At 69.4% G+C, this 12,635-nt stretch carries 10 protein-coding genes; 3 read left to right on the top strand and 7 right to left on the bottom strand.

The features are described 5' to 3' along the window. Positions 1-15: 15 nt before the first annotated feature. Positions 16-1,587, bottom strand: coding sequence for a tannase/feruloyl esterase family alpha/beta hydrolase (locus tag AVR91_RS06975; protein ID WP_063276499.1), 1,572 nt, complete (start codon positions 1,585-1,587; stop codon positions 16-18). Positions 1,588-1,604: 17 nt separating this feature from the next. Beyond that, the gene (locus AVR91_RS06970) at positions 1,605-2,039 is read right to left on the bottom strand and encodes a cupin domain-containing protein (protein ID WP_063276500.1); all 435 of its coding nucleotides are present in this window, start codon (positions 2,037-2,039) and stop codon (positions 1,605-1,607) included. A gap of 131 nt (positions 2,040-2,170) precedes the next feature. Here AVR91_RS06970 and AVR91_RS06965 point away from each other — a divergent pair, with 131 nt between their 5' ends. After that, entirely contained in the window at positions 2,171-4,882 is a 2,712-nt protein-coding gene (locus AVR91_RS06965) for a helix-turn-helix transcriptional regulator (protein WP_063276501.1), read from the top strand. Between the two features lie 300 nt (positions 4,883-5,182). Here the strand turns inward: AVR91_RS06965 and AVR91_RS06960 are convergent, their stop codons facing one another. Beyond that, complete coding sequence (locus tag AVR91_RS06960; protein ID WP_037336829.1) at positions 5,183-5,614, bottom strand: organic hydroperoxide resistance protein; 432 nt, start codon at positions 5,612-5,614, stop codon at positions 5,183-5,185. Positions 5,615-5,753: 139 nt separating this feature from the next. On the opposite strand from AVR91_RS06960, the gene AVR91_RS06955 reads away from it, so the two are divergent. Further along, complete coding sequence (locus tag AVR91_RS06955; RefSeq protein WP_076857269.1) at positions 5,754-7,304, top strand: BTAD domain-containing putative transcriptional regulator; 1,551 nt, start codon at positions 5,754-5,756, stop codon at positions 7,302-7,304. On the opposite strand, the gene AVR91_RS06950 is transcribed toward AVR91_RS06955, so the two are convergent. From AVR91_RS06950 to AVR91_RS06935, 4 genes are read right to left on the bottom strand one after another with little or no spacing between them, the layout of a single operon-like run. Beyond that, the gene (locus AVR91_RS06950) at positions 7,305-8,903 is read right to left on the bottom strand and encodes a glycoside hydrolase family 13 protein (protein ID WP_063270913.1); all 1,599 of its coding nucleotides are present in this window, start codon (positions 8,901-8,903) and stop codon (positions 7,305-7,307) included. A 46-nt stretch (positions 8,904-8,949) separates the two neighbouring features. Further along, positions 8,950-9,819 carry a carbohydrate ABC transporter permease gene (locus AVR91_RS06945; protein ID WP_063270914.1) on the bottom strand — a complete coding sequence of 290 codons (870 nt, stop codon included), beginning with the start codon at positions 9,817-9,819 and terminating at the stop codon, positions 8,950-8,952. Continuing rightward, positions 9,816-10,790 (bottom strand): carbohydrate ABC transporter permease, encoded by a 975-nt coding sequence (locus AVR91_RS06940; protein WP_063270915.1) that lies wholly within the window; start codon positions 10,788-10,790, stop codon positions 9,816-9,818. Before AVR91_RS06940 ends, AVR91_RS06945 begins: the two co-directional genes overlap by 4 nt. Then, a complete protein-coding gene (locus AVR91_RS06935; RefSeq protein WP_063270916.1) occupies positions 10,768-12,141 on the bottom strand; it encodes an ABC transporter substrate-binding protein in 1,374 nt (457 codons plus the stop codon). Before AVR91_RS06935 ends, AVR91_RS06940 begins: the two co-directional genes overlap by 23 nt. Positions 12,142-12,426: 285 nt before the next feature. Here AVR91_RS06935 and AVR91_RS06930 point away from each other — a divergent pair. Then, positions 12,427-12,635: transposase (locus AVR91_RS06930; protein ID WP_143253918.1), on the top strand; the 209-nt coding region annotated here is incomplete at its 3' end.

Genomic DNA, 12,635 nt, shown 5'->3' with positions numbered 1-12,635 from the left:
CGGGTCTGGAGGACCTCAGCGGAGGGTGCAGCGGTAGCTCGACGCCACCGCGGGATCACCGTGGCCGCGGTACCGCGAAACCTGCGGATACGGGCAGAGATCGCGGGTCTTGCCGCCGTTCGCCGCGGGCAGGGTCGCCGGTGCCTTACCGTGTTCGACCCAGTCGACGAGCGCGCCCAGCGCGTTCGTCGGCGTGGCGCCCGCGCCGCCGCCGCAATGCGCGACACCGGGGGCGAGGAACAGCCGGTAGAAGTCGTTCACCCGTTTCGAGCCGCCCAGTTCGCGCTCCACCTCGTGGCGGTACCGCAGCGTTCCGCCCGGCGGGATCAGCTGGTCGTCGGTGCCGACGAAGGTGATCAGCTTGCCGCCAGCCCGCCGGAAGTCCGACAGATCCGGGTCCGAGGTCCCGATGACGTCGTCGTATTCCCGCACCGACTGGCGGAACAGGTCGGCGAACTGGCGGTAGGTGAGCTTCTCGGTGTCGAATCCGGGCTGCTTCTTCAAGAACGTCCGCACCCAGCCCACCGCGACCGGGAAGCCGGGAGCCGTCGTCACCGGGCCGAAATCCGCTCCCTTGGGCAGGCCCGCCCAGAGCCGTCGTCCGTGCTCGTCGGTCGGCCCGGCCCAGATCTTGCGCACGACCTCGGCGTCCGCCGCGGTGACGGTGACCTCCTTGTCGCCGCAGAGCACCTTCGTGCCGATGAGCGACCGGGGATCGTAACCGCACTCGTCGGGCCGGTCGACGATGCCGTTCGTGACGCCGTCCCGGCCGTCGCAGGCCTTGATCGCGGCCTGCTGGAAGGCGGTGAAGACGCAGGTCGCCGGGAAGGTCTTCTCCTGGTTCATCACGACCCGCGGCCAGAGCGTCGCGACTGCGAACTCCGCCCAGTGCACGGCGGGCGCGTTCGCCAGGACACCGTCGAAGTCGCCCGGATACCGCTGCGCTTCGGAGTAGCCCTGACGACCGCCGGTCGAGCAGCCGTTCCAGTACGAGTAGGCGACTTCCCGCTGGTAGAACTTCTGCGTCACGTCCTTCCCGACGAGCGCGGCCTCGTGTACGGACCGGGTCGCGAAGTTCGTCACGAGAGGCTGGTTGATCTCGCCCCGGGGAGTGAGCGCCCAGGAGGTGTCGAGGAAGGTCAGGGGGACGCCCGCGTCGGTGGTCACGCCACTGAAACCGTCCTTGACCGCCTGGACGAGCGGGGCGCCGAAGTCACCGGCGGTGTACGCGCTGCCGCCGATCGCCTGAAGCCTGCCGGTCCACCCGGTCCGGGGCAGGGTGACGGCGACCTTGACGTGATCACCCGCCGTGCCGTGGGTCAGGATGACGGTGATCTCGCAGTACGCGGGCACGTCGGTGATCGTGGCGGGAGGCGTGAACGGGGTGGGCGGGAACGTGACGGTGCCGCCGGGCTTGTGCTCCGCCTGGACGGACTCGATCCGCGCCCCGTCCGGCGCCGAAACGGGGACCGCCGCGCACGACGTCGCCGCCGCTTGGGCGGGCGCCGTCTGGGTGACCGAGGTCAGCACCAGCGGCAGCAGGGCGGCCAGCGGTGCCGCCGCGAGGAACAGCTTCTTGCGTCTCATCACTTTCCTTCAGGATTTCAGTCGAACGAACAGCCGGGATCGGGCACGTCGACGGCCAGCGCCTGACCTGCGGGCACCCGGTAGAGCACCTCGAGCACGACCGGCTCGGTCCCGAGGTTGCGTCCGATGTGGACGTAACCGGGTCCGCTCTCCTCGGTGATCGCCTGCCCGGCGTGGTAGACGCCATCGCTCGCGCAGGTCGCGTCGTGGTGGCTGAGGACGCCGCGTTCGACCACTCCGCTGACCGCGCCGGGGTGGAAATGCCAGCCGGTGCTGCCACCGGGCGCCAGCGTGATCTCCTTCAGCACGTACTGGGTGCCGCCGACCACGTGGTCGAAGAGGGTCACGGCGCTGACACCGCGTCCGGGGGTGGCGTTCGCGGTCGCGGGAGCCAAGCCGACGGCCAGGCCGGTGAGCGCGAGAGCGAAGGTGAGCCGGGAAGCCTGGTGCATGCGACCGAAGCTAGGCCGATCGTGTTGACATGCCGTCTACATCCTGTGGACGCCGCCGCCAGTCCTAACCGGACCGTTTGGGTATCGTCGAAGGTGCGGCCGCCCCTGGCCGACGGGAGGAATGCCGCACCATGCCGCTTTTCGGACGGGAAGCCGAGCTGAAGGACCTGACCGAACTCGTCGACGGTCCCGCCGCGGGCTGTGGCGGCGTGCTCCTCCAGGGCGAACCGGGCGTCGGGAAGTCCGCGCTCGTCGCGGAGGCCGTGGCCGCGGCGACGCTCGGCGGCCTGCGGGTGCTGCGGGCGACCGGCGTCGAGGCCGAACGCAACTTCGCGTACGCCGCGCTGCATCAGCTGCTCCATCCGGTCCGGGCGGGCGCCGACCTGCTGCCCGCGCCGCAGCGTTCCGCGCTGTGGGCGGCGCTCGGGCTGGCCGAAGGGACGGAGCCGAACGCGTACCTGGTCGGGCTCGCCGCGCTGACGCTGCTTTCGGAGGAGGCGTCGGCCAAACCGTTGCTGATCGCCGCCGAAGACGTCCACTGGATGGACCGCGAGAGCGCCGACGTGCTCGCGTTCGTGGCCAGGCGGATCGAGACGGAACCGATCGTCCTGATCGCGACCCTGCGGGACGGGGAGCCGTCGCCGTTGCGCGACGCGGGACTGTCCTCAATGGACCTGGAGCGCCTTCCCGATGAGGTGGCCGCCGAGCTGCTCGACTCCGTCGCCCCTGGGATCACCTCGCCGGTCCGCTCCCGGATCCTGGCCGAAGCCTCGGGCAACCCGCTGGCCCTGACCGAGCTGCCGTCGGCCCTGACCGGCACCTCGGATCCAGTGCTACCCCTCACCGAGCGACTGGAGCGCACGTTCGGGGCCCGGTTCACCGCCCTGCCGGAACCGGCGCGCACGACCTTGCTGGTCGCCGCGCTCAACGAGACCGGTTCGCTCGCCGACACCCTCGCGGCGGCGTCGGCGTTGCTGGGTGAAGACGTCGAGCCGTCGGCGCTGAATGCCGCCGCGGAAGCCCGGCTGATCGACCTCGAAGCCAGGACGGTCTCGTTCCGGCACCCGTTGATGCGTTCGGCCATTCCCGCTTCGGTGCCGGCCGAGGAACGGCGACGCGCGCACTCGAGCCTCGCCGAGATCTTCCGTGGACAGCCGGATCGCGCCGCCTGGCACTGGGCGGCGGCCGCCACCGGAGCCGACGAGAACGTGGCACGGGAACTGGAGAACGCCGCCGATCGCGCGCGGCATCGCGGTGGTGTGACGGCCGCCGTCGCCGCGTTGGAGCAGGCGGCGTCGCTGAGCCTCGATCCGGAGCGCCGGGCGGACCGGTTGCTGCGCGCGGCCGAGCTGGCCGTCGAATCCGGCGGTCGTGAGACGGCGGAACGGCTCGTCCGCGACGCACGCGCGGGAGAGCTCACCTCACGGCAACGAGCGACGGCGAGCTGGCTGCTCAGCGGGTTCGAGGACGGCGCCCGCGAGGATCTCTCACGGATCGCGGAACTGGCGCGGCTGGCCGAGTCGATCGCGGAGGACGGGCACCCGGATTCGGCGATGCGCGTCCTGTGGGGCGCGGCCATGAGGTGTTTCTGGGCCGAACCCGGTGCGGACACCCGGGGAACGCTGCTCGCCGTCGCGGATCGTCTGCCGGTGGAGAACTCCGACCCGAGGCTGGTCGCCGTCGCCGCCTACGTGGCGCCGTTCGACCGGGCCGAGGCCGTGCTCGGCGAGCTGCGCGGGCTCGCCGCCGCCACCGGTGCCGACCCCGAGGTCGACCGCTTCCTCGGCAGCGCGTCGCTGCAGGTCGGCGCGGTCGATCTGGCGGCCCGGTTCTCCGCGGCCGCGGCTCCGGGGCTGCGGGCGCAAGGCAGGCTCGGGTTGTTGCCGCGTGCCTTGGCTGTCCAGGCGTGGAGCAGGGTCCGGCTCGGTGACCTCGCCGGCGCGGTGCCGGTCGCGGCGGAGGCGGCCAAATTCGCCAAGGAGACCGGGCAGCCGTTCATGTACGGGTTCGCCACCGCGGTCCAGGCCGAGATCGCCGCGCTGCGGGGTGAGCACAAACAGGCCAAGACGCTGGCCGACGAGGCCGAACGGACCGCGCTCGCCGCCGGTGCCCGGCCGGTACTGGCCACCGTGCAGCTCGCCAGAGGCATCGCCGCGTCGAGCGAAGGCCGCTTCGACGACGCGTTCGCCGACCTGCGGCGTCTCTTCGACCCCGCCGATCCCGCATTCCAGCTCGCGCTGCGCGTCTATTTCATCGCGGAACTCACCGAGGTCGCGGTCCGGGCGGGGCAGGTCGAGGCCTTGCGCGAGATCGTCGCGGAGATGGAGCCGCTCGCCGCGACGACCCCGGCGCCCGCTCTGCACATCGGCTTGCGGTACGCCCGCGCCGTGCTCGAACCGAGCGACGAACTGTTCGAGACCGCGCTGCGGGCGGAGCTCGACGGCTGGCCGGCCGAACGCGGGCGGCTGCATCTTGCCTACGGCGAATGGCTGCGGCGGCAACGGCGAGCCGTGGACTCGCGGGCACATCTGCGCACCGCGCGGGAGACGTTCGACGCGCTCGGCATGACCGCGTGGGCCGAACGGGCGCGCCGCGAACTGCGAAGCGCGGGGGAGTCGAGCCCCAACCGCGGCCCGGACGCGCGGGAGAAGCTGACCCCGCACGAGCTGAGCATCGTGCAACTGGCCGCCGAAGGCCTGACGAACCGGGAGATCGGGCAGCGGCTGTACCTGTCGCACCGGACGGTCGGCACGCATCTGCACCGGATCTTCCCGAAGCTCGGGGTGAGTTCGCGGGCGGAACTCAAGAAAGCGCTGGGGCTCGTGAGTGGCAAGGACGGTTAGGGCCAAGGGTGTCTTCGGCCGGGCTCGGCCGTCGCCGCGGGGGTTGCGAAAGCCACTTTCGCAACGCTGAAGGTTGCGAAAGTGGCTTTCGCAACGTCGGCTGTGGCCGGGTCCACTACCGCCTTGGCGATCATGTCGCGAAAGCCACTTTCGAGACGTCTGATGTCCCGAAAGTGGCTTTCGCGACACACCTCCACAACCTTCACGGATCGCGAGCCAGGGACCGGCAGCAGCCGGAAGCCAGTAGGCAGCCAAGACACCCTGGTCAGAGCCGTCCTCGCCACTCACGAGACGGTCGGCTCACGCGACGGTGGCGTCCAGCGTGACCTCGACGTTCCCGCGCGTCGCCTTGGAGTACGGGCACACCTGGTGCGCGCCCTGCACCAGTTCGTCGGCCGTGGCCTGGTCGATGCCGGTGGCCTCCAGGTGCAGTGCGGCGCTCAGGTGGAACTCGCCCGCGTCGGTGTCGTGGTGCAGCGTCACCTCGGCGACGACAGCGAGGTCTTCCAGCTTCACCTTCTTGACGCCCGCGACGCGGCGGACGGCGCCGACGAAGCAGGACGCCCAGCCCGCGGCGAACAGCTGCTCGGGGTTCGTGCCGTCGCCGGAGCCGCCGAAGGCCTTCGGGACGGCGAGGCCGACGTCGAGCACGCCGTCGTCGGAGGTCGCGCGGCCGCCGTTGCGGCCTTCCGCGGTCGAAGTGGCGACGGCGGTGTACGTGGTTTCAGACATGCCGCAACCGTAGGAATCCGCCCCTGACCTCGGCGACCGTCGGATGACGTCATTCGTGTACGTCACCCCTGGACGACGTACGCCGACGACGTCGTCCGACGGTCGCCGCCGCGGCCGGGGTCCGCCTACCTTTCCGCGCATGTCCCCTCTGCCGCAGGAAGTCCGGTACCGCTTCACCGTGCTCGGCCCGCCGGGGTTCACCAGTGGCGGCACCCGGCTGGACCTCGGTTCGCCACAACAGCAGGCCGTGCTGATGCTGTTGCTGGCCAACGCGGGCAGTTTCGTCCGGACCGGCGAGCTGATCGACGGGCTCTGGGGCGAGCGGGCGCCCGCCACCGGGGAGGCGGTGATCCGGACCTACATCTCCCGTCTCCGGCGGTTGCTCTCCTTGCAGGGATTGGGATCGGCGATCGTCTCGCGGTCCGGCGGCTACCGGCTGGATCCCGATCGCTTCGAGGTCGACGCGGTCGAGTTCGCCGGGCTGATCGAAAGCGCGCGTCAGGCGCGTTCCGTGGAGACGGCGGCGAAGCTGCTGGAGCGGGCGCTCGGACTGTGGACCGGAACGGCACTGGCCGGCGTTCCCGGCGAAGCGGCCGAACACGAGCGTTCGCGCCTTGAGCGGCTGAAGCTGACCGCAACCCAGGAACTGCTCAGGCTGCGCCTCGAACTCGGGGAGCACGACGAGGTGGTGGCCGAGGTGCCCGCGCTGATCGAGCGCAATCGCCTCGAAGAACCGCTGTACGAGATCTATCTCCTCGCCCTCCATCGTGGCGGGCGCCGCGCCGAGGCCCTCGAGCTCTATCGGTCGATCCACGACCTGTTCGACGCGGAACTCGGCGTCCGGCCGGGGCCGAAACTGCGGGCACTGCACCAAAAGGTGCTTCGTGCCGAGGACGAGCGGACGCCCACACCCCGCGGACCGGACCCGCTGTTCGTCGGACGTGAACGCGAACGCGCGGAGTTCCGGCGATTGCTCGCGAGAGGTGGGGTGCTGTTCCTCACCGGATCCCCCGGGATCGGGAAGTCGACCCTGATCCGGAAGTTCGCCGACGACGCGGCGTCCGTGGGCAGACCCGTGCGGCTGTTCGACGGGCTCGACGATCCGGCGGAGACCCTGCGCCGGCTGCCCGGAGACGTCACGGCCGTGATCGCGGGCCGTACGGGTCCGGACGCCACGCTGCTGGTCGATCCGGCGTGGTCGGGCCGGATCACGATCCGGAAGCTCGAACCCTTGAGTGACGACGAGTCCGCGGCGCTGCTCGAAGCACGCGGTGTCGGGCCGGACCTTCGGAAGTCCATTGTGGACTTCGCGGCGGGCAACCCGTTCGCGCTCTCCCTGGCCGCCGAAGTCAGCAGGTCACCGCAAGCGGACGCGGCACGCTACGTGGTGGACACCCTGTACGCCCACCTGGCCGGTGATCCGCCGACGGAGGCGCATCGCTGGGCGTTGTACGTGTGCGCGCAAGCGGACCACACCACCGAAGACCTCCTTCGGTCCGTGCTGCCGGGAGGACGCTCGTCGGAGCTGTTCGACTGGCTCCGCGACCACGCCTGCGTCGAGGCCGCCACCCAAGGCCTCGTCCTCGGCGGTGTGCTCCGCGAGGTGCTCGACAGGCACCTCGCCTGGCGTGACCCGGCGGGCCGCGCACGGATGCGCGGCCGGATCGGCCGGGTCACGACCGGCCGGTGATCAGGTGCGTAGCCACACCGCCGTGTCCGTCGGGAGTTCACGGTCGAGGGGGCCACTGACCATGAGCACCTCGCGATGCGGCGGCAGCGGTACGGGCTTGTCCGAGAAGTTCAGCACGAAGGTGAAGCCAGGCTCCCTGGAGAACGCGAGCACGCCGTCGCCCAGCTCCAGCCACTCCAGATCACCCGGGCCGAGCGCGGGAAGTTCCTCGCGCATCCGTAGGCCGTCGCGGTAGAGCCGCAGCATCGACGCCGGGTCGTCCGCCTGCGCCTCCGCCGTGCTGGAACGCCATTCCCCGGGCTGGGGCAGCCACGCTCCGCCCGTGCCGAAACCGAACGGCGGCGCGTCGCCGGACCAGGGGAGCGGCACCCGACAGCCGTCCCGGCCGGGGTCGGCGCCGTTCGTCCGGGCCCACACCGGATCCTGCCGGAGTTCGCCCGGGATGTCCTCGATCTCCCACAGGCCGAGCTCTTCCCCTTGGTAGACATAGAGACCACCGGGCAGGGCCATGGTCAGCAACGCCGCCGCCCGTGCCCGGCGGGTCCCGAGTCCCCGGTCCACCGGGGTGCCGTGCAGCCGGTCCGCGAACGCGAAACCGGTGTCGCCCTCGCGGCCGTACCGGGTCACGTGCCGGGTGACGTCGTGGTTCGACAGCACCCACGCCGCGGGCGCGCCGACCTCCTCGTGCGCCGCCAGCGTCCGTTGGATGACATCTCTGAACCGGGCGAAATCCCAGGGGCACACCAGGAAATCGAAGTTGAACGCCGCGTGCAGTTCGTCGCGGCGCAGATAGCGCGCGGCCCGCGACATATCCGGCAGCCACATCTCGCCGACCAGCACCCGGTCGCCCGGGTAGCTGTCGGCGATCTTGCGCCACGACCGGTAGATCTCGTGCAACCCCTCCTGATCGGAGAACGGCGTCTCGTCGCCCGGATCGACGTCGGGCAGCCGCGGGTCCTTCACCAGCCCGTCGGCGACGTCGATGCGGAACCCGTCGACCCCGCGGTCGAACCAGAACCGCAGCACGTCCTCGAAATCGGCGCGGATCTCCTGGTTGTCCCAGTTGAAGTCCGGCTGGCGCGAGCTGTACAGGTGCAGATACCACTCGCCGTCCGGGACCCGCGTCCAGGCGGAGCCGCCGAAGCGCGACTTCCAGTTGTTCGGCGGCTCGGAGCCGTCCGGCCCGCGGCCCGGCCGGAACCAGAACCGTTGCCGCTCGGGCGATCCCGGCGCGGCCTCCAAGGCCTCCTTGAACCAGCGGTGCTCGTCGGAACAGTGGTTCGGCACGATGTCGATGATCACGCGGATCCCCTTGGCGTGGGCCGCGGCGATGAGCTCCTCCGCTTCGGCGAGCGTGCCGAAGAGCGGGTCGATCTCCCGGAAGTCGGCGACGTCGTAGCCGCCGTCGTCCATCGGCGACGGATACCACGGGGTGAACCAGATCGCGTCGATCCCCAGTTCGGCCAGGTAGTCCAGCCGCGCGCGGACACCGGCGAGATCGCCGACGCCGTCACCGTTCCCGTCCGCGAAACTGCGGAGGTAGACCTGGTAGATCGCCGCGCTCCGCCACCATCCGGCGGACTGCCCTGTTGCGGTCACGAAATGCCCTCCCAATCGTTTGTGGAAACCCCGAATGCGGCGAGAGTCAGCCTTTGAGACTGCCGGCGGTGAGCCCGGCGAGGATGTGCCGCTGGAACGCCAGGAACAGCGCCACCATCGGCAGGCTGGCGAGCACCATGCCGGCGACCAGCACGTTCAGCGGCATGTCGATGGCCACGCGTTGCAGCATCACCGACAGCGTCTGCTTTTCGGTGTCCGGGAACACCAGCAGCGGCCAGATGAAGTCCTTCCACGCGGCCACCACCGCGAGGATCGAGACCACGGCCAGGATCGGCCGGGAGATCGGCAGGATGATGCGCCACAGGGTGCGCACCGGTCCCGCGCCGTCGAGCCGCGCGGCTTCGATCAGCTCGTCGGGGATCTGGTCGAAGAACCGTTTCAGCAGGTAGATGTTGAACGCGTTCGCGGCGGCGGGCAGCCAGACCGCCGCCGGAGAGTTGATCAGGTTGATGTCCAGCAACGGCAGGTCGGTGATCGTCACGTAGGTGGGCACCAGCAGGGCCGCGGCGGGGAGCATCAACGTCGCGAGCATCAGCCCGAGCACGACGTTGCCGAACTTCGGCCGCAGCTTCGACAACGCGAAGGCCGCGGGGACGTCGATGGCCAGCTGGGCCAGCCAGGCACCGCCGGCGACGATGACGGTGTTGAGGAAGTACTTGCCGAGGCTCAGCTGGTCCCACGCGTCGGCGAAGGTCTCCGGATGCCACTCGGTCGGAATGAACGTCGCCGGTGTCTGAGCCAGCTCCTGGGGTGACTTCATCGCGCCGGTCACCGCCCAGTACAACGGGAACAGGAACGCGATGACGAACAGGAGCAGCGTGCAGGCGAAGATCACGGCGTACCCGATCTTGCCGCCGGGGCTGCGAAGCGTGCTGGGGGAGACGAGCGTCCTCACGACTCATCCGCCTTCCGGGTCAGGCGCACGTACAACGCGGAGAACACCCCGAGCGCGACGAACAACAGCAGGCTCAACGCGCTGGCCGAGCCGAAGTCGTTGTAGACGAAGGCATAGCGGTACAGCAGCAGGAGCACGGTGACGGTGGAGTCGTCCGGTCCGCCGCCGGTCATCACGTACGGCTCGGTGAACACCTGCATGGTCGCCACCACCTGTAGCAGCAGGAGCACCAGCAACACGAACCTCGTCTGCGGCAGGGTGACATGGATCAGGCGTTTCCACAGCCCCGCGCCGTCCAGTTCCGCGGCTTCGTAGAGCTCGCCGGGGATGGTGCCGAGCGCGGCGAGGTAGATCAGCGTGGTGCTGCCCATGTTCGCCCACGTCGACACGAACACCAGCGACAGCATCGACGTGTCGCTCGAGTCCAGCCACTGGCCGCCGGGCAGGCCGACGGCACCGAGGGCGGAGTTGAACAGGCCGGCGCCCGGGTCGTAGAACCACTTCCACATCAGGGCGGTGACCACCGGCGGCAGCATCACCGGCAGGTAGACCGCCAGCCGGAAGAACGCCTTGGCGTGCCGCAGTTCGTTGAGCAGCACCGCGGTCAGGAAGGGCACCACGAACCCGAACACCAGTGCCAGCCCGGTGAACAACAGCGTGTTGCGCCAGGCGATACCGAACAGCGGGTCTTCGAACAGGCGGGTGAAATTGTCGAAGCCGACCCACGTCGGCGGGTTGACGAAGTCGACCTGCTGGAAGCTCAGTAGCACCCCGCGCACGATCGGATACCACGAGAACAGGGCGAACACCACGAGCGCGGCGCACAGCAGGCCGTACGCGGTGACGTTCTCCTTGAGCTTGCGGCGCAACCGGCTCCGGCGGCGTTCGGCCGCCGAGGCGACCGGCCGACCGGCCCGCGACGACGTTGTCGCGGGCCAGTCGAGGACGCTACTTGACCTGGGCGAGGACACTGTTGACCTTCGACTCGGCCGAGGACAGCTGCTGGTCGATATCCGCGTTCCGATCGGTGAGCACCGCCTGCATCACGCTGTCGAGAATGGCGTAGACCTGCTGCGCGTTCGGTGGTTCGATGCTGCCCTTGATCCGCGAAACGGAGTCCACATAGGACTGGTAGTTCTCGGCGGGAACGTTGGCGTGCTTGGCCTTCACCGCGAGCTGCTGATCACGGACGGCGCCCTGCCAGACGTCCGGGGTCGGCTCGGCCGGCAGCCCGACCGGCTGCTTGCCGTCGACGTACTGCTGGACGTGCTTCTCGAAGCGCTCCGGGTTGAGGTACTTCCAGCGGACCCATTCCAAACCGGCCTTGATCTTCTCCGGTGAGGCCTTGGGGTTGATCATGTAGCCCTCGCCGCCGAGCAGCGTGCCCTGCCCGCCCGGCATCCCCGCGACGCCGTAGTCCTCGTACTTGCCGTTGAACTGCTTGACGAGCACCGGGACGTTGTCCGGGGCGGCCATGTACATGCCGAGCTGGCCGGCGCCCATCATGCGCTGGACGTCCTGCGCTTCGAGCAACTGCTTGCTGCCCATGCTGTCGTCTTCCCACCGCATGGCGCGCAACTGGTTCAGGGCTGCCTTGGCCTTCTCGTTGTTGAAGGCGGCGACCCACTTGTCGCCGTCCTTGCGGGCGACCTCGCTGCCCATGGAGTAGAGCCAGGCGGTCAGATGCCAGCCGCCCTGGTTGTTCTTGCTGTAGTCGGCGTATCCGACGGTGCCGTTGCCCAGCGCGGTGATCTTCTTCGCGGCCGCGCGGACCTCGTCCCAGGTCTGCGGCGGTTTATTCGGGTCGAGCCCGGCCTTCTGGAACAGCGGGCGGCTGTAGACCAGGCCCATGCTGTAGTTCATCGTCGGGAGGCCGTAGAGCTTGCCGTCGGCATCCCGGAAGTTGTCGAGTAATTCCGGTTTGATGTCGCCGAAGTTCTTCAGGCCCTTGGCCGCTTCGGTGATGTCGGCGGCCTGGCGGCGCGCGATGATCTGCGCGGGGTCGGTGAAGTAGACGTAGTAGACGTCTTCGAGCTGCCCGCCGGCGAGTTTGGCGGAGAACGTCTTCGGGTCCATGAACCCTTCGTGCGGCTCGATGTCGATGTCCGGGTGGCTCTCCTCGAACTCCTTGACGTCGGCGTCGAACACGCCGCGCTCGAACGGCTGGCTGGTCGGGGGCTGCCCGGTCACGGTGATCTTGACCTTGCCCCCGGTGCTTTCACCGGAGCCGGAACCGCAGGCGGCCACCCCCAGGGTGAGTCCGCCCGCAAGGAGCAGGCAGAACATCCGGCGGCGCACGGCAGGGGACCAAGTGCTGCTCATCTTCAAGCCTCATCTCGGGATCGCGACGGCTGTCACGTGATTGCGGTCACTCTAAAGTGAAGCCCCGGATTAACGCAATAACTGGATGAGAACTTGCAACTTTCCGACAGAGCCCGCTTGCGGGTGTCCCAAGCGCGTGAAGGCCCCCTTCCTTCGGTTGAGCCGAGGGAAGGGGGCCTTCACGCGCTTCATCGAACATGCGTGCTTGAAGCCGTAACTCGTGGAGTTGCCCCCTGGGAGCGGACACCTTGATTCCAGACACAGGTCTGGAGGGAGGATGTCCTGGTGTCCCGCAGGTCGAAGTATCCGGAGCAGTTCCGTCGCGACGCCATCGAGCTGGTCAACTCCAGTGACCGGCCGTTGCGGCAGATCGCCCGCGAGCTCGGTGTCAATCACGAAACCCTGCGATCGTGGGTCAACGTAGCCAAACAGGCCGCCGAGGCCGGACCGGCGACGGAGGACCCAGCCACCCGCGATGAGGTGCAGCGGTTGCG

This window comes from Amycolatopsis keratiniphila subsp. keratiniphila (assembly GCF_001620365.2).
GTDB lineage: Bacteria > Actinomycetota > Actinomycetes > Mycobacteriales > Pseudonocardiaceae > Amycolatopsis > Amycolatopsis keratiniphila.
Note: the sequence above shows the minus strand (reverse complement) of the source record. Positions and strands in the feature narration are given on the sequence as shown.

Excerpts from the sequence above, each read along its gene's own strand:
- AVR91_RS06975 (WP_063276499.1), bottom strand. The coding sequence starts at position 1,587 with ATGAGACGCAAGAAGCTGTTCCTCGCGGCGGCACCGCTGGCCGCCCTG.
- AVR91_RS06970 (WP_063276500.1), bottom strand. The coding sequence starts at position 2,039 with ATGCACCAGGCTTCCCGGCTCACCTTCGCTCTCGCGCTCACCGGCCTG.
- AVR91_RS06965 (WP_063276501.1), top strand. The coding sequence starts at position 2,171 with ATGCCGCTTTTCGGACGGGAAGCCGAGCTGAAGGACCTGACCGAACTC.
- AVR91_RS06960 (WP_037336829.1), bottom strand. The coding sequence starts at position 5,614 with ATGTCTGAAACCACGTACACCGCCGTCGCCACTTCGACCGCGGAAGGC.
- AVR91_RS06955 (WP_076857269.1), top strand. The coding sequence starts at position 5,754 with ATGTCCCCTCTGCCGCAGGAAGTCCGGTACCGCTTCACCGTGCTCGGC.
- AVR91_RS06935 (WP_063270916.1), bottom strand. The coding sequence starts at position 12,141 with ATGAGCAGCACTTGGTCCCCTGCCGTGCGCCGCCGGATGTTCTGCCTG.